Consider the following 22907-nt stretch of genomic DNA (forward strand, 5'->3'; position numbering starts at 1 on the left):
CCGACGGGCTTCTTTCAGCGCGCCTTGCGCTGCCTGTCGTAGGGCGCGAACAGCTCCACCGCCCAGTCGACGAACACGCGCAGCTTGGCGCTCAGGTGCCGGTTGGTCGGGTACACCACGTGCAGCGGATAGGGCTCGGGCGCGAAGCCCTGCAGCACCTCGACCAATGCACCGCTCGCGAGATACGGCGCGGCCATCAGGTCGAAGGTCTGCGCCAGGCCCATGCCCGTGAGCATCGCGCTCAGGTGCGCGGTGCTCTCGTTCACGCCCACCACCGTGTGGCCGTGGATCTCGATGCGGTCCTCGCCGCGGCCGTAGCGCAGCGGCACCGGCCGGTTGCTCAGCGAAGAGAAGTAACCCACCACGCGGTGCCGGCCATCGCCGATGTCGGCCGGGGTCTTCGGCACGCCATGGCGTTCGAGGTAGCCGGGCGTGGCGCAGGTCACGAAGGGCATGGTCGCGATGCGGCGCGCCACCAGCGTCTGGTCGTCGAGCGGGCCGGCGCGGATCACGCAGTCCACCGCATCGCCGACCAGGTTCACGGGCCGGTCGCCCACGCCGATCTCGAGCTCGATCTCGGGATAGCGCGCATGGAAGGCCGGCAGCTGCGGGATCAGGATCATGTTGGCCAGCGAGGAGCCGACGTCCACGCGCAGCCGCCCGCGCGGATTGGCCTGCGCGTTCGTGAGGTCCGACTCGATGTCCTCGAGCTCGGCCAGCACGCGCGCGGTGCGCTCGTAGTAGGCCGCGCCCTCGGGCGTGACCGTCACGCGCCGGGTCGTGCGCTGCAGCAGCTTCACGCGCAGGTGGGTCTCGAGCTGCTGCACCATCTTCGTCACGGTCGGCTTGGGCATCTGCAGCGAATCGGCGGCGCGCGTGAAGGTGCCAGCCTCGACCACGCGGGCAAAGACGCGCATGGCGGCGATCTGGTCCATCGGCCGATTATTAGTGATTCGTGAATAAACAAGTGGCGCGCGGCGTCTTGGTCGGCGCGGAGGTCGCGCCCAAACTTCCTTCCATCGTCAACGCCGCCTCGCGGCACCACCCAAGGAAAGAAGTCATGTCCACCTCTTCGCTCAAGCTCGATGGAAAGATCGCCCTCGTCACCGGCGGCACCAGCGGCATCGGCCTGGCCACCGCGCAACGCTTCGTGGCCGAAGGCGCCCACGTCTTCGTCACCGGCCGCCGCCAGGCCGAGCTCGACGCGGCCGTGAAAGCCATCGGCCGCAACGTCACGGGCGTGCTCGGCGACGTCTCGAAGCTCGACGACCTCGACCGCCTCTACGACACCATCCGCGCGCAAAAGGGCCGGCTCGACGTGCTGTTCGCCAACGCGGGCGGCGGCAGCCTGGTGCCGCTGGGCCAGATCACCGAGGAGCACTTCGACAAGACCTTCGGCATCAACGTGCGCGGCCTGCTGTTCACCGTGCAGAAGGCGCTGCCGCTGATGGGCAAGGGGTCGTCGATCGTGCTGAACGCCTCGATCACGAGCATCAAGGGCACGCCCGCCTTCAGCGTCTACAGCGCGACCAAGGCCGCGGTGCGCAGCTTCGCGCGCAGCTGGGCCGTGGACCTGAAGGACGCCGGCATCCGCGTCAATGCGGTGAGCCCGGGCGTGGTGCCGACCCCGGCCTACGAGCTGCTGGGCCTCACGCCCGAACAGGTCGAGGGCTTCATCGAATCGCAGGCCCAGGCCATTCCGCTGGGCCGCGTCGGCACGCCCGACGAGATCGCCAAGGCCGTGGTGTTCCTGGCCTCGGACGACAGCAGCTTCGTGAACGCCACCGAACTCTTCGTCGACGGTGGCATGGCGCAGATCTGAAGCTCAGCGCTTGGTCACCGAGATCAGCTCGATCTCGAAGTTCAGCGTGGCGTTGGGCGGAATCACGCCGCCCGCGCCGCGCGAACCGTAGGCGATCGACGGCGGGCAGGTCAGCTTGGCCTTGCCGCCCGGCTTCATCTTCTGCACGCCCTCGGTCCAGCACGGGATCACGCCGTTGAGCGGGAACTCGGTGGGCTCGTTGCGCTTGTAGGAGCTGTCGAACTCCTTGCCCGAATCGGGGAAGGTGCCGCGGTAGTGCACCTTGACCACGTCGGTCGCGGCCGGCGAGGCGCCCGTGCCTTCCTTGAGCGACTGGTAGATCAGGCCGCTGGCCGTGGTGACGGGCGCGGACTGGGCCCACGCGGCGGACACGGCGCAGAAGGACACGAGAGCGGCACAGAACAGGGACTTCACGGAATACCTCGAGGGAATGGTGGGAAAGGGCCGATTATGGCCAGCGCGCATGAAGCGCCGAAGCCGGCGATGGAACGGCCCTTGCTTCGCGGCGGGGGTACTGTCAACATCCCCCGAGAGAGGAACTCCCATGCCTTCCACCGAAGCCACGCCCGCCGCGCCCTCCCCCGGCGGCAGCGGCCACCTGAAGAAAGTGCTCGGTCCCCTGCAGCTCTGGGGCATCGCGGTCGGCCTCGTGATCTCGGGCGAGTACTTTGGTTGGAGCTACGGCTGGAACACCGCCGGCACGCTCGGCTTCCTGGTCGCCACGGTGCTGGTGGCCACGATGTACACCACCTTCATCTTCAGCTTCACCGAACTCTCGACCGCCATCCCGCACGCCGGCGGTCCCTTCGCCTACGCGCGCCGTGCCTTCGGCCCGCATGGCGGCTTCGTGGCCGGCTTCGCCACGCTCATCGAGTTCGTGTTCGCGCCGCCGGCCATCGCGCTGGCGATCGGCGCGTATCTCAACGTGCAGTTCCCGGGCATCAACCCGAAGTGGTTCGCGCTCGGCGCCTACGTGATCTTCATCGGCCTCAACTGGATCGGCATCGGCATCGCCGCGGCCTTCGAGCTGTTCGTCACCGTGCTCGCGATCTTCGAGCTGCTGGTGTTCATGGGCGTGGTCACGCCGGGCTGGTCGATGGCCAACTTCGTGGCCAACGGCTGGGCCGGCGGCAGCGTGCTGAACGGCGCGGCCATCGCGGGCATCTTCGCCTCGATCCCGTTCGCGATCTGGTTCTTCCTCGCGATCGAGGGCGCGGCCATGGCGGCCGAGGAAGCGCGCGATCCGCACCGCACGATCCCGATCGCCTACACCACCGGCATCGTCACGCTGGTGGTGCTGGCCTTCGGCGTGATGATCTTCGCGGGCGGCGTGGGCGACTGGCGCAAGCTCGCCAACATCAACGACCCGCTGCCGCAGGCCATGAAAGCCGTGGTGGGCGACAACAGCGGCTGGCTGCACATGCTGGTGTGGATCGGCCTGTTCGGGCTGATCGCCTCCTTCCACGGGATCATCATGGGCTACTCGCGCCAGATCTTCGCGCTGGCGCGCGCGGGCTACCTGCCGCGCTACTTCGCGGGCCTGAGCCCGCGCTTCGACACGCCGCACCGCGCGCTGCTGGCCGGCGGCGGCGTCGGCGTGGTCGCGATCTTCAGCGACGAGTGGGTGCAGTTCGGCGGCCAGACGCTCACGGCCAACATCGTGACCATGGCCGTGCTCGGCGCGATCGTGATGTACCTGGTCTCGATGGCCGCGCTGTTCAGGCTGCGCCGCACCGAGCCCGCGCTGCCGCGCAGCTACCGCGCGCCCTTCTACCCGGTGTTTCCCGCCATCGCGCTGGGCCTGGGCCTGGTGTGCCTGGGCGCGATGGTGTGGTTCAACCCGATGCTCACCCTGCTGTTCCTCGTGCTGATGGCGCTGGCCTACGGCTACTTCCTCGCGACCTCGGCGCAGCGCCACGCGGCCGCGCCCGACGAGATGCTCTCGGCGCCCACCTCCACGCCCGCCGCCTGATCGAACGATGCGCTACCGCACCACCATCGCCGGCCAGGGCTTTTCCTTCGACGACCTGCGCCAGGTCATGGCCGCGGCCAGTCCCGCGCGCTCGGGCGACTACCTCGCAGGCATCGGCGCGGCCACCGCGCAGCAGCGCATGGCCGCACGCCACGTGCTGGCCGACACGCCGCTCGTGCAGTTCCTCAACGAGGCGCTGATCCCCTACGAGAGCGACAACATCACGCGGCTGATCATCGACGGCCACGACGCACGGGCCTTCGCGCCGGTCTCGCACCTCACGGTCGGCGACTTCCGCAATTGGCTGCTGTCGGAGCAGGCGGACACCGCGGCGCTCACGGCCCTCGCGCCGGGCCTCACGCCCGAGATGGTGGCGGCGGTGTCGAAGCTCATGCGCAACCAGGACCTGGTCTCGGTCGCGAAGAAGTGCAACGTGGTCACGCGCTTTCGCGACACCATCGGCCTGCCCGGCCACCTCGCGGTGCGGCTGCAGCCCAACCACCCGACCGACGACCTGCGCGGCGTGGCGGCCTCCACGCTCGACGGCCTGCTCTACGGCGCGGGCGACGCGGTGATCGGCCTGAACCCGGTGTCCGACAGCCTGCCGGTGCTCGGTCGCCTGCTGCACATGCTCGACGAACTGATCCAGCGCTTCGAGATCCCCACCCAGAGCTGCGTGCTCACGCACGTCACCAACACGCTGCGCCTGGCCGAGGCCGGCGCGCCGGTCGACCTCGTATTCCAGTCGATCGCCGGCACCGAGAAGGCCAACCTCTCGTTCGGCGTCACGCCCGAGCTGCTGGCCGAGGCCCACGACGCCGCGCAGTCGCTCCAGCGCGGCACCGTCGGCGACAACCTCATGTACTTCGAGACCGGCCAGGGCAGCGCGCTGTCGGCCAATGCCAACTTCGGCGTCGACCAGCAGACCTGCGAGGTGCGCGCCTATGCGCTGGCGCGCCGCTACAAGCCGCTGCTCATCAACACCGTGGTCGGCTTCATCGGCCCCGAGTACCTGTACGACGGCAAGCAGATCATCCGCGCCGGCCTCGAGGACCACTTCTGCGGCAAGCTCATGGGCCTGCCGATCGGCTGCGACATCTGCTACACCAACCATGCCGAGGCCGACCAGGACGACATGGACAACCTGCTGGTGCTGCTGGGCACCGCGGGCATCAACTTCATCATGGGCATCCCGGGCGCCGACGACGTGATGCTCAACTACCAGAGCACCTCGTTCCACGACGCGCTGTTCCTGCGCCAGACCCTGGGCCTGAAGCGCGCGCCCGAGTTCGAGGCCTGGCTGCAGCGCATGCAGATCACCGATGCGGCGGGGCGGATCGCGCCGCCCACTTCCAACCGGCTGCTGGCCGATATGAGCGCCCTGTCGGCGCTGTCTTCATGAACGATCCCGTCACGCCCAACCCCTGGGGCCAATGGCGCTCGGCCACGCCCGCGCGGCTCGCGCTGGGCCGCGCCGGCGCCGGCATGCCGACCGACGAGACGCTGCGCTTCGGCTGGGCCCATGCGATGGCGCGCGACGCGATCCATGCGGCGCTCGACGTCGACGCGCTCGAAGCCGCGCTGCGGCACGACGGCTGGCAGGCCACGCGCGCGCGCAGCCGCGCCGAGGACCGCGCCACCTACCTGCGGCGGCCGGACCTGGGGCGGCAGCTCGATGCCGGCGATGCGGACAGGTTGCGCGCCGACGTCGACGCACCAGCCGATGTCTGCATCGTGATCGGCGACGGCCTGTCCTCGCTCGCGGTCGCGCGCCACGCGGCGCCGCTGCTCGCGGCGCTGCGCCCCCACCTGCCGCCCGACACCCGCTTCGCCCCCGTCGTCATCGCGACCCAGGCGCGCGTCGCGCTCGCCGACGAGGTGGCCGAGCTGTTCGGCGCCGCGCTCTCGGTGATGCTGATCGGCGAACGGCCCGGCCTCAGCTCGCCCGACAGCCTCGGCATCTACCTGACCCACGCGCCACGCAAGGGCCGCCACGATGCCGAGCGCAACTGCATCTCGAACGTGCGGCCCGAGGGCCTGTCGTACGAACTCGCGGCCTTCAAGCTGGCCTGGCTGATGCGCGAGGCGCTGCGGCGCGGGCTCAGCGGCGTGGGGCTCAAGGACGAGAGCGATCTGGCGGTGCTGGAGGCGGGTGCCTCACCGCCGGCGCTACCGGCTGAATGACCAATAGACTGCTCGTTAAGCGGGATAAGCACCACTCTATTGGCGCCGATGGCCGAAGGCCTACCTGCCTATGATGGAGCGCATTGCGGCCACCAGATCCGCAAGCCCACCGGAGACACCATGACCACCCGCTACCCCCTCGCCGAACTCGCCGACCTGCCCGAAGACATCCGCACCGCCATCCTCGCGGTGCAGGAGAAGGCCGGCTTCGTGCCCAACGTGTTCCTCGCGCTCGCGCGCCGGCCCGCCGAATGGCGCGCCTTCTTCGCCTACCACGACGCGCTGATGCTCAAGGAGGAAGGCTCGCTCACCAAGGGCGACCGCGAGATGATCGTGACCACCACCAGCGCGGCCAACCAGTGCCTCTACTGCGTGGTGGCGCACGGCGCGCTGCTGCGCATCTACGAGAAGAAGCCGCTGGTGGCCGACCAGGTGGCGGTCAACTACCGCAAGGCCGACATCACGCCGCGCCAGCGCGCGATGCTCGACTTCGCGATGAAGGTCTGCGAACGCTCGCACGAGATCGACGACAGCGACTTCGCGCCGCTGCACGCGCACGGCTTCGACGACGAGGACATCTGGGACATCGCGGCCATCACCGCCTTCTTCGGGCTCAGCAACCGGCTCGCGAGCTTCAGCGGCATGCAGCCGAACCCCGAGTTCTTCCTGATGGGGCGGCTGCCGCGCGAAAAGAAGTAGGCAGGCGCGGCCGGCGCTCAGGCCGCGCCGCCCTTGCGGCAGGTGGCCAGCGCATCGAGCGCGGGCTTGTAGGTCGGCGTGTTGACGTCCATCAGGCCCAGCACCGTGTGATAGAGGTTGTCGTGCGTGAGCGGCGCATCGAGGCCGGCCTCCATGCACGGGCGCGACAGCTTGCGGCGCTCGCTCAGGCCGGCGCTGAACCAGGTGACCATGGGCACGTGCTTCTGTGCCTCGGGCGCGAAGCTGTAGGGCACGCCGTGCAGGAACAGGCCGAACTCGCCCAGCGACTCGCCGTGGTCGCTCACGTAGAGCAGGCCCGGGTCGTACTGCTTCGACTGGCCCTTGAGCCAGTCGATGGTGCGGCCGAGGAAGCGGTCGGTCTGCGCGATCGAGTTGTCGTAGACGTTCATCAGCTCGGTATGGCCGCACTCGGCGAGCGCATTGGTCTTGCACTCGGGCTGGAAGCGCTTCATGTCGGCGCCCGAACGCTTGTAGTAGGCCGGCCCGTGGCTGCCCATCTGGTGCATCACCAGCACCACGCCCTTGGCGCGGCGCTCGGCCGGCAGCGCGGCGATGCGTGCATCGAGGCCCTCGAGCATCACGTCGTCGAGGCATTCCTCGCCGTCGCACAGCGCGCTCTTGGTGGCGGGCGGCAGGTTGTCGAAAGCGGAGGCATTGGGAATGCGGGTGCAGACGTCCTTGCAGCCGGCCTGGTTGTCGAGCCAGAACACGGCCAGCCCGGCGGCCTGCAGCACGTCGACCAGGTTCTCGTAGTCGTCCTTGCGCGATTCGTAGCCCTGCTTGCCCAGCGGCGAGAACATGCAGGGCACCGAGGCCAGCGTGTTGGTGCCGCAGGAATACACCGTGCGGTAGCTCAGCACGTCGCGCTTCGCGAGTTCGGGCGTGGTGTCGCGCGCATAGCCGTTGAGGCCGAAGTGGTCGGCGCGCGCGGTCTCGCCCACCACCACCACGAACAGCGGCGGCTTCTGCTGGGCCGCGTAGCTGGCACCGAGCGTGGTGCCCGCGGTGATCGGGATCAGCTTGCCGCTGCGCTTGAACAGCGGCTTGATGAACACCGCGCCGGTCGAATAGAGGCTCGCGATCGGGTTCATCATGTAGCGCAGGTGCACGTTGTTGCGCATCAGCGGCGCCAGCTGCCGGTTCATGGCCACGGCCGCGACCAGCGCGACGGCCACCGCGAGCACCAGCAGCACGGCGTTGCGCCACAGCTGCGAGATCCAGAGCATCGGCGCGATGCGCGCGAACCACAGCACGACGGCGACCGGCGCGATCACCACCAGCAGGTTGAAGCCCATGCGCCAGCTCAGCAGGTCGCGCGCCTCGTTGGGATCGGTCTGCAGCACGTTGGCGATCATGGTCGGATCCATGACCACGCGGTACTCGAGCATGTAGTGCTGCACCAGCGCCGCCAGCACGGCCACCGCCAGCCACAGCGGCTTCATCCAGCGGGTCCAGGCGGTGAACGAGAGCATCGCCACCGTGCCGCAGAAGCTCAGCAGGCTCATCGCGGCGATGGTCGGCAGGTAGGTGCTGGGCGCGCCGCCGATGCGGGCCAGTTCGTTCCACAGCGGCCAGTTGGCGGCCAGGCCCAGGTACAGGGCCAGCCACAGCACCATCTGGCGGGCCGATCGCGGCCGCTCCAGCCATTGGCGCACCGCCTCCCAGGGGGTTTCGGACGCGGGGCCCGACGAGGATTCGGAGATCGAGGGGAGGCCGGACCGGAGCGGCGCGGGCTCTATGCGCGTGACAGACATGCGACAAATGTAGGAAGCGGGCCTGAAAGGAGCCTGAACTTGCAGTTCAGGCAGCGTTCAGGCTTGCTGCAACGCAACAACATCCGTCGAGCGGCGGGCGCGACGGATCACCATGTCGATGGCGAGGCCCACCGTCCAGCAGACCCAGCCGCTCCAGAGGGTGTGGCTCATGTAGTGGGCGCCGCGCAGTTGCTGCGTCGCGCCGAGCAGCAGGCCGCCGACCAGGGCCGCAGCCAGCCAGGCCAGCGCGATGCGGGGGGCGACGCGCCGCAGCACGAAGTAGCCGCCGAGGTAGGCGAAGGCGGTGGACGCATGGCCGGCCGGGAAGCAGCCGCCCGGGCCGCCGTCGCGCACGCCCCAGGACCAGTGCGAGACGTAGTGCGCCATGCCGCCGAATTCCTGCAGGTCCCAGGGGCAGCTGGTGTGGCTCGCCTGCTTGAGCAGGCTGACGGCGAACACCGAGGCCAGCACCGTCAGCGCCAGCTGCGCGCGGCTCGCGCGGTCGAGCCGCCGCAGGAAGCCCACGGGCCAGCGGATCGCGAGGAACAGCGCGATCAGCAGCGCCCAGCTCAGGTTCTTGGCGCCGGTGTGCATCACGTGGACCAGGAACGGGTTCTCGCGCAGCGGAAAACCCATCGGCGTGCCCATCCAGCGCGCCAGCGGCAGGTCGGCCCCGGCGGCATCCCAGAGCAACAGCAGCGCAAACGAGATCAGGGTCCAGGCGCCCAGGCGAAGGTTCGGGATACGGCGGGTCATCGAAGGAAAAGCGGCCATCGGCAAAAATAGGGGCCAGCCTAGGCCGCGCGAATGAACCAGGGCTGAAGCCACCTGAACCGAAGCTGAAGCCGACTGAGCGGAAGCTGACCGCGGCCCGGACGCTAGACTGCGGCTTTCCCACCGAATCCGAGGAGTGCCACCGCGTGCGCATACTGCTGGTCGAAGACGATGTGGCGCTGGCGGATGCCGTCTGCGGCTACCTGCTGGCCAAGGCCTTCGTGGTCGACGTGGCGCCCAGCCTCGCCGATGCGCGCGGCGCGCTGCTCTCGGTGCAGTACGCGGCGGTGCTGCTCGACCTGCACCTGGGCGACGGCGACGGCCTCTCGCTGCTGCCCCAGGTGCGCGCGCTGCGCGAACCGCCGATCGTCATCGTGCTGACCGCACGCGACCAGGTCACCGACCGCATCCGCGGCCTCGATGCCGGCGCCGACGACTACCTGATCAAGCCCTACGACCCGGCCGAACTGCTGGCGCGGCTGCGCGCGGTGGAACGCCGGCGCAGCGCGGGCAACTCGCCGGTGCTGCAGCTGGGCACGCTCGAGATCGACATCGCGCACGACCGCGTGCGCCGCGACGGCCAGCCGGTGACGTTGACGCAGAAGGAATGGGCGCTGCTGCGCGTGATGGCCACGCGGCCCGAGCGCATCCACACGCGCGAGAACCTGGCCGATGCGCTCTACGGCTTCGGCGACGAGGCCGACAGCAACACGCTCGAGGTCTTCATCAGCCGGCTGCGGCGCAAGCTCGGCCGCAGCCACATCCAGACCCTGCGCGGACTCGGCTACCGGCTCTCGGCCGACGAGGAGGAATAGCCGATGACCGAAGCGGCGGCACCTCGCGCGCGCAGCGAGCGCGACACCCTGGCCGGCCGGCTCACGCGCACGCTGATCCTGTGGGTCGGCGGCGTCTGGCTGCTGTGCGTGTTCGCGGTGGTCTGGTACGTGGACCGCGAGATCAACCACAACTTCGACAACGAGCTGGTCGAGGTCTCGCACCGCATGTTCGCGATGGCGGTGCAGGAGCTCGAGAAGCTGCAGCACCCGGGCCAGGAGCCGCCGCGCGCGCCGTTGATCGCGCCCAAGCAGCTGTTCTCGGAGGACGCGGTGATCTACCAGATCGTCGACCTGCACGAGCACGTGCTGCTGCGCTCGGCCGAGGCGCCGGAGGACACCTTCGACGTGCCGCTGGCCGCCGGCTTCGCGAACAACCCGAACTGGCGCATCTACACCGTGCGCCATCCCACGCTGGGCCTGTTCTTCCAGGTCGCCGATCCGCTCGACGAGCGCCGCCGCGCGCTCAACCGCACGCTGTTCGGCCTGATCATCCCGCTCGGCGCGGTGCTGCCGCTGCTGGCGCTGGTGCTGCGCAACGTGGCGCGCACCGAGCTGCGCGTGCTGCAGCAGCTCACCGGCGAGATCGAGAAGCGCAGCGGCGCCGACCTGCGCCCGATCGCCCTGCCCAACCTGCCGCGCGAGCTGCGCACCGTGGGCGACCACGTCAACCTGCTGCTGGAGCGCCTGTCGCATTCGCTCGACGTGGAGCGCGCGCTCGCGGCCAATGCCGCGCACGAGCTGCGCACGCCGCTGGCGGCCGCGCGGCTGCGGCTGCAGACCGCGCTCGAGCACGACCTGCAGCGCAACGACGTGCAGGCCGCGCTCGACGCGCTGCGCACGCTGAGCCACCGCGCCGAAAAGCTGCTGCAGCTCTCGCGCGCCGAATCGGGCGCCTCGCTGGCGCGCGCGCGGGTCGACCTGGTGCAGCTGGCCGGCACGGTGGCGCAGGAGTTCTGGCAGGACCCGCAGCATGCCGAGCGCCTCGCGCTCAAGGTGCCCGACAGCGTGGCGCCGGTGGCCCTGGGCGACGTCGACGCGCTCGCGATCGCGCTGCGCAACCTGGCGGAGAACGCGCTGCGCTACGGCGGCGAGGGCCGCGTGGTGATCGAGGTGATGGCGCCCTGCGTGCTCGCGGTGCGCGATGCCGGCCCGGGCGTCAGCGCCGAGCAGCTCGCGACCCTGCGCGAGCGCCATGTGCGCCACAGCTCCGACCGCGCCGGCTACGGCCTCGGCATCTCGATCGTGAGCACCATCGTCGAGAAGCATGGCGCGAAGCTCGAGCTGGCCTCGCCGCCGCCCGGCGCGGCCCAGGGCTTCGAGGCGCGGATCGTGCTGCGGCCGGCCTGAAGGCCCGCGCCCGCGGTCAGTCGCTGCTGACCAGCGCGCGCAGCCAGTCGGGCAGCGCCAGCGCCTTCTGCTTCGGGAAGTCGACCCAGATCGTGGTCGCGCCGCCCGCGGCGCAGATCAGGTCGGGCTGGTCGGCGCGCGCCATCGTGGCCCAGCTCTCGAAGGTGGTGCGGCCCGGGTCGCTCACGTACATCTTGAGCAGCACGTTGCCCGGGTACTCGATCTGGCGGTAGAAGTTGCAGAAGGCGTTCACGATCACCATGCCCTCGCCGCCGGGCTCGGGCTCGAAGCCGATCGAATGCATCCAGTCGATGCGCGCGGTCTCGAGGTAGCGGAAGTAGGTGCCGTTGTTGAGGTGGCCCATCGCATCCATGTCGCCCCAGCGGATCGGGATCGACATTTCGTACACCAGTTTCTTCTTCTCGGGGATTTCGATTCTCATCGGTGGGCCTTGATCGAGGCGAGGATGCCGAGGACGAACAGCAGGGCCGCCACCAGCTCGGTGGCGTGCGGCCAGCGGCCGTCCCAGACGAAGGAATAGACCAGCGCGAACAGCGTCTCGCTCACGATGAGCTGGCCGCAGAGGCTGGCCGACAGCCGCTGGCTCGCGACGTTCCAGAGGATGGTGGCGAGCCACGAGGAGCCGAAGCCGCCCGCGAGCGCCAGCACGACGAACAGCAGGCCGTCGGGCTGGGCCTGCAGCGCCGCGAGGTCGCTGCCGGCCGCGAGCCAGAGGCCGATGGCGCCCAGACCGGTGGCGATGCCGAGCCAGTTGGCCCAGTCGGCCGCGTGGATCTCGGTGTGGCGCTGCAGCCAGGCCGCGTTGAGCAGGCCGTAGACGGTCCAGCTCGCCATCGCGCCGAGCGAGAGCACGATGCCCCAGGCGAAACGCCCGCCGCCATGCGCGCCGCCCTGCTGCGCCGACCATGCGCCCCAGATCATCAACGCGATGCCGGCGCCGGTGAGCAGCAGGCCGGGCAGCAGCGCGGCCATGCGCAGCCCCGGCGGGCGGCCCAGCAGCATCATCCAGACCGGGATGGTGCCGATGATGAGGCTGGGCACCTCGGTGCCCGCGGCCACGATGCCGAAGGCCAGCAGCAGGTAGTAGCCGCTGAAGCCCAGCACGCTGAGGCCGAGCGCGGCCAGGGCCTGGCGCCCCGTGGGCCAGCGTTGCGCCGCTGGCCGCGCGAACACGGCCAGCGCCGACACGGCGCCGAAGACGGCGAAGCGCGCCGAGACGATGTCGACCATGGCGAAGTGCCCGACCATGCGCGGCACGACGAACACCAGCCCCCAGAGCGCCCCCGCGCCCAGGCCGGCCGCGACCCCGAACCAGGCGCGCGGGCTCAGAGCGCGAACCCGTCGTCGGCGGCGATCACGGCGCCGTTCACGAAATGGCTCTCGCCGCTGGCCAGCAGCACGATCAGGCCGTCGAGGTCCTCGGGCTTGCCCACGCGCTTGCGCGGCAGCATGCTCACGAGCTTGGCGCCGCCCTCGGTGCTCCAGTGCGATTCGTTGATCTCGGTCTCGATGTAGCCCGGGCACAGCGCGTTGACGTTGATGCCGAAGCGGCCCCATTCGAGCGCCATGGCCTTGGTCATCTGGATCAGCGCGGCCTTGCTCATGGCGTAGACGCCGATCTGCGGCAGCACCTTGAGCCCGGCCACCGAGGCGATGTTGATGATGCGCCCGCCGATGTAGGTGCCCGGCGCCGCGCCCTTGGCACGCGCCAGCATGCGCTTGCCGACCTCCTGCGCGACGAAGAACGAGCCCTTGAGGTTGGCGTCGAAGATGAAGTCGTAATCCTCGGGCGTCACGTCCTGCAGCCGCTGGGTGGTGCTCACGCCCGAGTTGTTGACCAGCACGTCGATGGCGCCGACCTCGGTCTCGGCGCGGGCCACCGCCGCCTTGATGCTGCCGATGTCGGTCACGTCGAGCTCGACCACGTGGGCGTCGCCGCCCTCGCCCTGGATGCGGGCGCGCAGCTCCTTGAGCTTGTCGACGCGCCGGCTCGCGAGCACCACGGCGGCACCCGCGCGCGCCAGCGTTTTCGCGAACTGCGCGCCGAGGCCGCTCGAGGCGCCGGTGACGAAGGCCACGCGGCCCGAGAGATCGATGCTGTACGCCATGGAGTGCTGTTCCTGTGGAGTCGCGAAGGCGACGTGAAAACACGGGCGACACGCCCCGCGGGGGCGGCCCGTGGCGCCCGCATAAAATGCCCGGCAGCCACGAAGCGCCAGTGCCTCCCATCATATCGACGAGACCCCCATGACCCACGACGAAATCCTTGCCCAGTACGGTCCCCGCGAAGCCATGGAGTACGACGTCGTCGTCGTCGGTGGCGGGCCGGCCGGACTCTCGACCGCGATCCGCTTGAAGCAGCTCGCCGCCCAGCACGAGAAGGAGGTCTCGGTCGTGGTGCTCGAGAAGGGCTCGGAGCCCGGCGCCCACATCCTGTCGGGCGCCATCATGGACCCGCGCGCGCTCAACGAGCTGCTGCCCGACTGGAAGGAACTCGGCGCGCCGCTGAACCAGCCCGTGACCGACGACGCGATGGTGTTCCTCGGCGAGAAGGCCAGCCTGCGCACGCCCAACGCCTTCCTGCCCGACTGCTTCCAGAACCACGGCAACTACATCATCAGCCTCGGTGCCTTCACCAAGTGGCTGGCGCAGCAGGCCGAGAACCTCGGCGTCGAGATCTTCCCGGGCTTCCCGGCCGCCGAGGTGCTCTACGACGAGAAGGGGGCCGTGCGCGGCGTCGCCACCGGCAACATGGGTGTCGGCAAGGACGGCGAGCCGACCGAGAACTTCCAGCTCGGCATGGAGCTGCTGGGCAAGTACACGGTGTTCGCCGAGGGCGCGCGCGGCCACCTGGGCCGCCAGCTGATCGCCAAGTTCAAGCTCGACGAGGGCAAGGATCCGCAGACCTACGGCCTGGGCGTCAAGGAAGTCTGGGAGATCGATCCCAAGCGCCACGAGCCCGGCTTCGTGCTGCACACGGCCGGCTGGCCGATGAAGAGCGACACCTACGGCGGCGCCTTCCTCTATCACATGGAGGACAACAAGGTCACGATGGGCTTCATCACGGGCCTGGACTACAGCAACCCCTACCTGAGCCCGTTCGAGGAAATGCAGCGCTGGAAGCTGCACCCCAACATCCGCTGGTACCTCGAGGGCGACGAGGCCAAGGGCATCAAGCCCGCCAAGCGCATCGGCTACGGCGCGCGCGCGATCACGGCCGGCGGCCTGCAGTCGCTGCCCAAGACGGTGTTCCCGGGCGGCGCGCTGGTCGGCTGCGAGGCCGGCTACCTCAACGTGAGCCGCATCAAGGGCAGCCACGCCGCGATCAAGACCGGCATGCTGGCCGCCGAGGCCGCCTTCGACGCACTGCAGGCCGGCCGCCAGCACGACGAGCTCACGGCCTACCCCGCCGCCTTCGAGAAGAGCTGGCTGCATGCCGAACTCAAGAAGGCGCGCAACTTCAAGGCCTGGTTCAAGAAGGGCCTGCTGGTCGCGACGCTGATGAACGGCATCGAACAGTGGCTGCTCAAGGGCAACATCCCCTGGACCCTGCGCCGCACCAAGCCCGACCACCAGTACCTGAAGCCGGCCTCGGAATGCCAGCCGATCGCCTACCCCAAGCCCGACGGCAAGCTCACCTTCGACCGGCTCTCGAGCGTGTTCATCAGCAACACCAACCACGAGGAACAGCAGCCGGCCCACCTGACGCTGAAGGATGCGTCGGTGCCGGTCAACGTCAACCTCGCGAAGTTCGCGGGCCCCGAGAGCCGCTACTGCCCGGCGGGCGTGTACGAGTTCGTTCCCGACGAGGCCAGCGCGGGCAAGCAGCGGCTGCAGATCAACGCACAGAACTGCGTGCACTGCAAGACCTGCGACATCAAGGACCCGACGCAGAACATCGTGTGGGTCACGCCTGAAGGGGGCGGTGGGCCCAACTACGTGGGGATGTAAGGTCTGTTTTCTGGGGCCCTCTTCGGAGGGCCTTTTTGCTTTTGCTCGTTCTCGTTCGGGGTGCGTGCACAGGACAGCGGGTACTTCCCTCCGCGAATGTCCCCCGGCCTTCGGCCTCCTCCTTGATTTCGCTGCGGGAAGCACCCGCTGCCCTGCGCACGGGAGGCGCTGAGGGGCTGTCGGTCAAGCGAGGTACGTGGCTACCTCGTCGGCGGTGAGGAAGCGCACCACCGTCACCTGTGGCTTCTGCTCCGAATGGAAGGCCTGGTTGAAACCGTTCCAGCCGCGCGCGGGCTTGTCCTCGGTCTCCAGCGCGACGAGCACCAGCCTTCCCTGCCTACGCGCGTTCTCTCGCAAGGTCCCCTCGCCCCAGGCCCAGGCCATGCGGTCGACGAGTTCACCACCGGCGTAGGCCTTGGCCTGCAGCCAGAGGTACTGCGCCGAATCGCTGTCGCGCGGCTCGTCATCGGCACCGAGGCGGTCGGCCAGCGGCTGCCGTATGCCCAAGGTCTCGGCATGCTCGCTGAACAGGTCCTGCAGCAGCGAGAAGGCGTGGAAGTTGTTGTTGATGCCGTGGGCGCGCACGATCATCCCGGCGTTCGAAGCCGGCAGCAGCACGACCAGCTCGTCCTCGTAGGCCATCTGGGCGGCGCGGTGCAGGAAATGCAGTTCCTCGAAGGGCAAGGTGCCATTGACCGACAGCGCCTCGATGCGCGCGCGCAGCGCCTCGTCGGCCAGCAGGTCGCGGTGGTTGCGGACATCGCGCATCAGCATCGCCATCAGCGGCAGCACCAGCAGGTCGACCGCCTGCCGGCTCGCCTCGACCTGCAGGCGCTCGGCCGGCAGCAGCGCCTCGAGCGCGGCTTCGGCGGCGCGCCAGGCGAGGACATCGGCCGGGTCCTCCTCGGGCGCTTCTTCTTCGTCGTCCTCCATCGGCTCCGCGGCGCAATAGGGTGCGAGCGATGCGAGCAGTTGGGCCAGGCGCCGCAGCGCCGCCGGAAACAGCAGCCGCGGATCGGCACCGTTCTCCACCAGCCCGCCGCAAAGAATCGCGAACAGCGCGGCGCGCAGTGGATGCAGTTCGGGCAGCAGCGCGGCCGCGGCCTGCAGCACCTCGTCGCCCGTGCCTTCCTTCACCGTGGCGCGGTAGAAGTCGGACACCGCATCGTGGTCGTAGAAGCCCGCCTGCGCATCGAGGTCGTCCTCGTGCAGCACGGGCAGGTGCAGAACGTCGAGAAAATCCTGAGGCAACGCTTTCATGCGCGAGAGCGTAGCGCAGCCGCCCCCGCCGACCCGATGCGTTCGTACTTGGTCACGCAATGCATGCCGTGCCCCTGCTCGGCCACGAACAGGCTGCCATCGGCCGCGCCCCACAGGCCATGGCCATACACGCCGAAAGTGCGAAAGCGCCCCAGCACCACGCCCGAGAGATCGAGCCGGCTCACGCGCGGCGCCTGCTCGGTCACGAACACCTCGCGGCCGTTCGACCAGATGTCCATCGGCCGCAAGAGGCCCGTCCACTGCGTCAGATAGCGCCCCTCGCGGTCGAAGAGCTGGATGCGGTCGTTGTCGCGGTCGCACACGGCCACGCGGTCATCGGACAGCACCCACACGCCGTGCGGCGTCGAGAACTCGCCGGGCCCCTGCCCCACGCCGCCCCAGGTCTGCAGATGCCGCCCCTCGGCCGAGAAGCGATGCACACAGGCATTGCCATAGCCATCGCTCACATAGATCTCGCCATCGGGTGCCACCGCCACGTCGGTCGGATGATTGAACGGCGCACCCCAGCGCGGCGCATTGAAGTGGCCGAGTTCGAAGCGCGTTTCGAGTGCGGCATCGAGCGCCAGCACCTGGTGGGCGTCGTACGACACGAGGTAGACGTTGTCGACGCCATCGATGAAGAGGCCGTGGCCGCTGGTGAGCCTGGTGTTTTCGTAGACCGTGTCGAGCTCGCCATCGGGTCCGTAGATCAACAGCTGCGGTGCCGACCGCTGCAGCACGAACACCCGGCCGCGGCTGTCGAGCGCCAACTGGCTGATCACGCCGACATTGCCGCGTGGCGAGGGCTTCTGCCAGGGACGCACCATTCGGTAGTCCGACTGGCCGTCGGTCATGCAGAAATCTGGTGTTTCGTTGGCTGGCATGGGGGTCCTTGCTGGGTCTTGCAAGCGTAGGGGCGCTGCTCCATCGCGTCCAACCAGTTTTTCTGTTGGGCTGGGACAGTTTTTTTGTTGCGGTTCGGGGCGCGTGCACAGGACAGCGGGTACTTCCCTCCGCGAATGTCCCCCGCCTTCGGCTCCTCCTTGATTTCGCTGCGGGAAGCACCCACTGCCCTGTGCACGGAGGCGCTCGGGTTGTGCCGGCCGATCAAGCGCTGCGCGTCTGGCGCGCGTCGGCGGGGTACTCCCCGCAGCGAAATTAAGGAGGAGGCCGAAGGCCGGGGGACATTCGCGGAGGGGAGTACCCCGTTAGCGCGCGCCCGCCCCAACCTCAACCCAAAGCGCCCCAACCGCCCCCACCAGGCGTCTCGATCACGAACACATCCCCCGCTTCCATCTGAACCTGCCCGATGTGATCAAGCGCCTCGACACTCCCATCGGCCCGCTCAACACGATTGATGCCCACTGCCCCAGCATCGCCTCCTGCACCACCGAATGCCCCATGGTGCCGCCCATTGCTGAGGATCGAAGCCGTCATCGGTGCCAGGAACCGAACCCGCCGCACACCCCCGTCACCACCATGCCAGCGCCCCGCTCCACCCGACCCCGAACGCAGGCTGTAGCTGTCGAGCCGCACCGGGTAGCGGAACTCCAGCACCTCCGGATCGGTGAGCCGCGAGTTCGTCATGTGGGTCTGGACCACGCTCGTACCGTCGAAGCCTTCGCCCGCGCCCGAACCGCCCGAGATGGTCTCGTAGTACTGGTGCGCGCCATCGCCGAAGGTGAAGTTGTTCATCGTGCACTGGCTCGCCGCCATCACGCCGAGCGCACCGTAGAGCGCATTGGTCACGCAGCTCGAGGTCTCGACATTGCCGGCCACCACCGCCGCGGGCGGCAACGGGTTCAGCATGCAGCCGCTGGGCACGATCACCTCGATCGGCTTGAGGCAACCCGCGTTGAGCGGAATGTCGTCGTCGACAAGCGTGCGGAACACATACAGCACCGCCGCCATCGTGATCGCGCGCGGCGCATTGAAGTTGTTCGGCAACTGCGCGCTCGTGCCGCTGAAGTCCACCGTCGCCGAACGCGCGACCGCATCGACCTTCACGCGCACCTGGATGCGCGCGCCGTTGTCCAGCGGCAGCACGAACTCGCCGTCCTTGAGCGCCGTGATCACGCGACGCACCGACTCCTCGGCGTTGTCCTGCACATGGCCCATGTAGGCCGCCACCGTCTCGCGGCCGAACTGCGCCACCATGGCCTGCAGCTCCTGCACGCCCTTCTCGTTGGCCGCGATCTGCGCGCGCAGGTCGGCCAGGTTCTGCTCGATGTTGCGCGAGGGATGCGCGCCGCCGCCGAGCAATGCGCGGAGTTCGACCTCGCGCAGCCGGCCACCCTCCACCAGCTTGAAGTTGTCGATCAGCACGCCCTCCTCGCCGATGGTCTTCGAGAACGGCGGCATCGAGCCCGGCGTGATGCCGCCCACGTCGGCATGGTGACCGCGCGAGGCCACGTAGAACGAGGGCCGCGCATCGGCCGCGCCGAGGTAGACGGGCGTCACCACCGTGATGTCGGGCAGGTGCGTGCCGCCGTGGTAGGGGTCGTTGAGCACGAACACGTCGCCGGGCTTCATGTCGGGGTTGCAGGCGATCACGGTCTTGATCGACTCGCTCATCGAGCCCAGGTGCACCGGCATATGCGGCGCGTTGGCGATCAGGTTGCCCTCGACATCGAACAGCGCGCACGAGAAATCGAGCCGCTCCTTGATGTTGACCGAGTAGGCGGTGTTCTGCAGCCGCAGCCCCATCTGCTCGGCGATGTTCATGAAGAGGTTGTTGAAGACCTCGAGCATCACCGGGTCGGCGCGCGTGCCGATCGCATGGCTGGTGGCACGCTCGCGCACGCGGTGCAGCTCCACGCCGTCGGCCGTGGCGCGTGCCTGCCAACCGGGTTCGACCACGGTGGTGGCGTTGCGCCCGGCCAGGATCGCCGGGCCGTCGACCACCGCGCCGGGGCGCAGCGCGGCCTCGTCGAACAGCGCGGCATCGCGCCAGCCCGCGGCGGCTTCGTCGGCCTCGCAGTACATGCGCACGGCTGCGAGCGACTCGGGCACGTGCGACTCGGCCGTGCCGGTAGCCGCCGCGGCGCGCGTGCGCTCGCCAGCGCCGACGGCCTCGACCGCCACCGCCTCAATCACCAGCGCGCGCTCGCTCATCAGGAACGCGAAGCGCCGGCGGTAGGCCTGCTCGAACTCGTCGCGCATCGCGGCGATGGCTTCGGCGGCCGGCGTGTCCATCGGCAGCGCGCAAGGCAGTGCCGTGTCGGTGCCTTCGTAGCGCAGTTGCACGCGGTGCAGCACGCTGATCGCGGCCTCCGCCACGCCCTGCCCGCGCAGTTCCTCCACCGCCTGCCCGGCCAGGCCGATGGCGGCCTCGCGCGCCTCGGCCAGGCCCGCCGCGTCGAGCCGGCGCTCGAGCGCGCGCTCGCGCAGCGCCAGCTGGTCGGCCAGCCCCATGCCGAAGGCCGAGAGCACGCCCGCCAGCGGATGCAGGTAGACGCTGCGCATGCCCAGCGCATCGGCCACCAGGCAGGCATGCTGGCCGCCCGCGCCGCCGAAGCACTGCAGCGTGTATTGCGTGACGTCGTAGCCGCGCGCCACCGAGATCCGCTTGATCGCATTGGCCATGCTCGCCACCGCGATGCGCAGCGCGCCGCTCGCCACCTCCTCGGCACCGACCGCGCGGCCCGTGGCCTCGGTCATGCGTTGCGCCATCGCGGCAAAGCCGCGCTCGGCCGCGTCGCGGTCCAGCGGCTGGTCGGCGCCCGGGCCGAACACCTGCGGAAAGTGCGCGGGCTGGATCTTGCCGAGCAGCACGTTGGCGTCGGTCGTGGTCAGCGGCCCGCCGCGGCGGTAGCTCGCGGGGCCGGGGTTCGCGCCGGCCGACTCGGGACCGACGCGCAGCCGCGCGCCGTCGAAGGAGACGATCGAGCCGCCGCCGGCCGCCACCGTGTGGATGCTCATCATCGGCGCGCGCATGCGCACGCCGGCCACCTGGGTCTCGAACGAGCGCTCGAACTCGCCCGCGTAGTGCGACACGTCGGTGGAGGTGCCGCCCATGTCGAAGCCGATCACGCGCGCATGGCCGGCGTCGAGCGCGGTGCGCACCATGCCGACGATGCCGCCGGCCGGGCCCGAGAGGATCGCGTCCTTGCCCTGGAAGCGGTGCGCCTGCGTGAGCCCGCCCGAGCTCTGCATGAAGAACAGCGGCACGCCCGGCATCTGCTGCGACACCTGCTCGACATAGCGGCGCAGGATCGGGCTCAGGTAGGCGTCGACCACCGTCGTGTCGCCGCGCGGCACCAGCTTCATCAGCGGGCTGGTCTTGTGCGACACCGACACCTGCGTGAAGCCGATGGCGCGCGCGATGCCTTCGGCCGCCAGCTCGTGCGCCGTGTGGCGCCAGCCGTGCATGAAGACGATGGCGCAGGCGCGCAGGCCCTCGTCGAAGGCGGATTGCAGCTGCGCGCGCAGCGGCGCCTCGTCGAGCGCCTGCACGGTGCCGCCCTGCGCGTCGATGCGCTCGTCGGCCTCGATCACGCGCCGGTACAGCAGCTCGGGCAGCACGATGCGACGATCGAACAGGCGCGGCCGCGCCTGGGTGGCGATGCGCAGCGCATCGCGGAAGCCCTTCGTCGTGACCAGCACCGTGGGCTCGCCCTTGCGCTCGAGCAGCGCGTTGGTGGCCACCGTGGTGCCCATCTTCACGCACTCCACGCGCTCGGGCGTCACGGCCTCGCCCGGTGCCAGCCTCAGCAGGCGGCGGATGCCCTCGACGGCCGCGTCGCGGTACTGCTCGGGGTTCTCCGACAGCAGCTTGAGCGTGTGCAGGCCGCCTTCGGGATCGCGCCCCACGAGGTCGGTGAAGGTGCCGCCGCGGTCGATCCAGAACTGCCAGCGGGACGGGAGAAGGGTTTGCGTGGTCATGGGGAACAAGGATAGGTCTTCGCGAGGAAAGGGAGCGGAATCGGGTCAGTTCTGGCGCAGGTCGCGGCCACGGGTCTCGGGCAGGCACAGCGCCACCACCACGACCATCGCATAGGCCACCGCCGCGCAGACGCCGATGGCGGTGCCCAGCGACAGGTGCATGCGGTCGCTGAGCACGCCGACCAGCGCCGGGAAGGTGGCGCCGATGCCGCGCCCGAAGTTGTAGCAAAAGCCTTGCCCGGAGCCGCGCAGCTCGTTGGGGAACAGCTCGGCCAGGAAGGCGCCCGCGCCGCTGAAGATGCCCGACATGAAGAAGCCGAGCGGGAAGCCCAGCAGCAGCATCAGGCCGTCGGTGATCGGCAGCAGCGTGTAGGCATAGACCAGCAGGCCGGCGCCGATGGCGAACAGGATGAAGGCGCGGCGGCGGCCCAGGCGGTCCGACAGGTAGGCGCCGCAGAGGTAGCCGACGAAGGCGCCGACGATGAACATGAACTGGTAGCCGCCCGAGCTCAGCACCGTCAGGTGGCGCTCGTTCTTCAGGAAGGTCGGCAGCCACACGCCGATGGCGTAGTAGCCGCCCTGCATGCCGGTGAACAGCAGGCTCGCGAGCACCGTGGTGCCGAGCACGCCGGGCTTGAAGATCGCGAGGAAGTTGCCGCTGCGCTCGCCGCGCGCCACGGCGGCGCGGGTCTGCACGTAGATCTCGGGGTCGCTGATCGAGCGGCGGATGAAGACGATCAGCAGCGCCGGCAGCAGGCCCAGCAGGAACATCACGCGCCACGAGATCTCGGGCGGCAGGAACGAGAACAGCGCCATCGACACCAGCACCGCCGCGCCCCAGCCCACGGCCCAGCTGCTCTGCACCAGCCCGACCGCCTTGCCGCGGTAGGCCGGCCGGATCATCTCGGCGATCAGCACCGAGCCCACGGCCCATTCGCCGCCGAAGCCCAGGCCCTGCAGCGTGCGCGCCACCAGCAGCTGCCCGGGCGTCTGGGCCAGGCCGCAGGCGAAGGTGAAGATCGCGAACACCAGGATCGTGAGCTGCAGGATGCGCACCCGGCCGTAGCGGTCGGCCAGGATGCCCGCGGCCCAGCCGCCGAGCGCCGAGGCCACCAGGGTGGCGGTGCCGATCAGGCCGACCTCGGTCTTGCTCATGCCCCACAGCGACAGCAGGATCGGCGTGACCAGCGGCAGCGTGTAGTAGTCGAAGGCATCGACCGCGTAGCCGCTGAACGAGGCCGCGAGCGTGCGCTTCTCGTTCGGGTTCAGGGTGCGCAGCCAGTTGGCGTCGCCGGCGTCCTCCGTGCCGTCGACGGGCGTCGGCGCGGTGGCCTCGAGGGTGCTGTTTTTCATGGTGTCTTCTCCAGGGTGGGTCGGGGCGG

At 69.5% G+C, this 22907-nt stretch carries 19 protein-coding genes; 8 read left to right on the forward strand and 11 right to left on the reverse strand.

The genetic code is table 11. The features are described 5' to 3' along the window. Positions 1-14: 14 nt before the first annotated feature. Positions 15-935 (reverse strand): LysR substrate-binding domain-containing protein, encoded by a 921-nt coding sequence (locus R0232_RS21590; protein ID WP_431509361.1) that lies wholly within the window; start codon positions 933-935, stop codon positions 15-17. Positions 936-1060: 125 nt separating this feature from the next. Between R0232_RS21590 and R0232_RS21595 the strand changes: the two genes are divergently transcribed. Then, positions 1061-1822: a glucose 1-dehydrogenase gene (locus tag R0232_RS21595; RefSeq protein ID WP_093344831.1), complete on the forward strand. Its 762-nt coding sequence runs from the start codon at positions 1061-1063 to the stop codon at positions 1820-1822. Positions 1823-1825: 3 nt separating this feature from the next. Here the strand turns inward: R0232_RS21595 and R0232_RS21600 are convergent, their stop codons facing one another. Beyond that, the gene (locus R0232_RS21600; RefSeq protein WP_057597061.1) at positions 1826-2236 is read right to left on the reverse strand and encodes an FKBP-type peptidyl-prolyl cis-trans isomerase; all 411 of its coding nucleotides are present in this window, start codon (positions 2234-2236) and stop codon (positions 1826-1828) included. A 130-nt stretch (positions 2237-2366) separates the two neighbouring features. Here R0232_RS21600 and eat point away from each other — a divergent pair, with 130 nt between their 5' ends. The 4 genes from eat (at position 2367) to R0232_RS21620 (ending at position 6677) form a co-directional block, all read left to right on the forward strand. After that, positions 2367-3794: an ethanolamine permease gene (gene eat, locus R0232_RS21605; RefSeq protein WP_431509362.1), complete on the forward strand. Its 1428-nt coding sequence runs from the start codon at positions 2367-2369 to the stop codon at positions 3792-3794. A gap of 7 nt (positions 3795-3801) precedes the next feature. Further along, positions 3802-5196: an ethanolamine ammonia-lyase subunit EutB gene (locus tag R0232_RS21610; protein ID WP_431509363.1), complete on the forward strand. Its 1395-nt coding sequence runs from the start codon at positions 3802-3804 to the stop codon at positions 5194-5196. Further along, the gene (gene eutC, locus R0232_RS21615; RefSeq protein ID WP_431509364.1) at positions 5193-5978 is read left to right on the forward strand and encodes an ethanolamine ammonia-lyase subunit EutC; all 786 of its coding nucleotides are present in this window, start codon (positions 5193-5195) and stop codon (positions 5976-5978) included. The genes R0232_RS21610 and eutC overlap by 4 nt, the downstream gene beginning before the upstream one ends. A gap of 120 nt (positions 5979-6098) precedes the next feature. Continuing rightward, positions 6099-6677: a peroxidase-related enzyme gene (locus R0232_RS21620; RefSeq protein WP_093344841.1), complete on the forward strand. Its 579-nt coding sequence runs from the start codon at positions 6099-6101 to the stop codon at positions 6675-6677. Between the two features lie 17 nt (positions 6678-6694). Here the strand turns inward: R0232_RS21620 and R0232_RS21625 are convergent, their stop codons facing one another. After that, positions 6695-8452 carry a phosphoethanolamine transferase gene (locus R0232_RS21625; RefSeq protein WP_431509365.1) on the reverse strand — a complete coding sequence of 586 codons (1758 nt, stop codon included), beginning with the start codon at positions 8450-8452 and terminating at the stop codon, positions 6695-6697. A gap of 57 nt (positions 8453-8509) precedes the next feature. Further along, a complete protein-coding gene (locus R0232_RS21630) occupies positions 8510-9208 on the reverse strand; it encodes a phosphatase PAP2 family protein (RefSeq protein ID WP_431509366.1) in 699 nt (232 codons plus the stop codon). Between the two features lie 164 nt (positions 9209-9372). Between R0232_RS21630 and R0232_RS21635 the strand changes: the two genes are divergently transcribed. Both R0232_RS21635 and R0232_RS21640 read left to right on the forward strand, forming a co-directional pair. Continuing rightward, positions 9373-10041: a winged helix-turn-helix domain-containing protein gene (locus tag R0232_RS21635; protein ID WP_093344845.1), complete on the forward strand. Its 669-nt coding sequence runs from the start codon at positions 9373-9375 to the stop codon at positions 10039-10041. A 3-nt stretch (positions 10042-10044) separates the two neighbouring features. Beyond that, positions 10045-11409 (forward strand): sensor histidine kinase, encoded by a 1365-nt coding sequence (locus R0232_RS21640; protein ID WP_431509367.1) that lies wholly within the window; start codon positions 10045-10047, stop codon positions 11407-11409. Between the two features lie 16 nt (positions 11410-11425). Here the strand turns inward: R0232_RS21640 and R0232_RS21645 are convergent, their stop codons facing one another. From R0232_RS21645 to R0232_RS21655, 3 genes are all read right to left on the reverse strand, one after another. After that, complete coding sequence (locus R0232_RS21645; protein ID WP_208512770.1) at positions 11426-11851, reverse strand: acyl-CoA thioesterase; 426 nt, start codon at positions 11849-11851, stop codon at positions 11426-11428. Further along, a complete protein-coding gene (locus R0232_RS21650; RefSeq protein WP_431512918.1) occupies positions 11848-12678 on the reverse strand; it encodes a DMT family transporter in 831 nt (276 codons plus the stop codon). Before R0232_RS21650 ends, R0232_RS21645 begins: the two co-directional genes overlap by 4 nt. Before the next feature lie 77 nt (positions 12679-12755). After that, positions 12756-13538 (reverse strand): SDR family oxidoreductase, encoded by a 783-nt coding sequence (locus R0232_RS21655; RefSeq protein WP_093344855.1) that lies wholly within the window; start codon positions 13536-13538, stop codon positions 12756-12758. A gap of 139 nt (positions 13539-13677) precedes the next feature. Here R0232_RS21655 and R0232_RS21660 point away from each other — a divergent pair, with 139 nt between their 5' ends. Beyond that, positions 13678-15381 (forward strand): electron transfer flavoprotein-ubiquinone oxidoreductase, encoded by a 1704-nt coding sequence (locus R0232_RS21660; protein ID WP_208512767.1) that lies wholly within the window; start codon positions 13678-13680, stop codon positions 15379-15381. Positions 15382-15564: 183 nt separating this feature from the next. Here R0232_RS21660 and R0232_RS21665 read toward each other — a convergent pair whose 3' ends face one another. The 4 genes from R0232_RS21665 to R0232_RS21680 form a co-directional block, all read right to left on the reverse strand. Continuing rightward, a complete protein-coding gene (locus R0232_RS21665; RefSeq protein ID WP_431509368.1) occupies positions 15565-16641 on the reverse strand; it encodes a hypothetical protein in 1077 nt (358 codons plus the stop codon). Continuing rightward, positions 16638-17525 (reverse strand): 6-bladed beta-propeller, encoded by an 888-nt coding sequence (locus R0232_RS21670; protein WP_431509369.1) that lies wholly within the window; start codon positions 17523-17525, stop codon positions 16638-16640. Before R0232_RS21670 ends, R0232_RS21665 begins: the two co-directional genes overlap by 4 nt. Positions 17526-17871: 346 nt before the next feature. Then, positions 17872-21525, reverse strand: a complete 3654-nt coding sequence (locus R0232_RS21675; RefSeq protein WP_431509370.1) for a hydantoinase B/oxoprolinase family protein — start codon at positions 21523-21525, stop codon at positions 17872-17874. A 45-nt stretch (positions 21526-21570) separates the two neighbouring features. Next, complete coding sequence (locus tag R0232_RS21680; protein ID WP_431509371.1) at positions 21571-22878, reverse strand: MFS transporter; 1308 nt, start codon at positions 22876-22878, stop codon at positions 21571-21573. Positions 22879-22907: the final 29 nt, after the last annotated feature.

The sequence above is a fragment of the Variovorax sp. DAIF25 genome, from assembly GCF_050711835.1.
In the GTDB taxonomy this organism is placed as follows: Bacteria; Pseudomonadota; Gammaproteobacteria; order Burkholderiales; family Burkholderiaceae_C; genus Variovorax.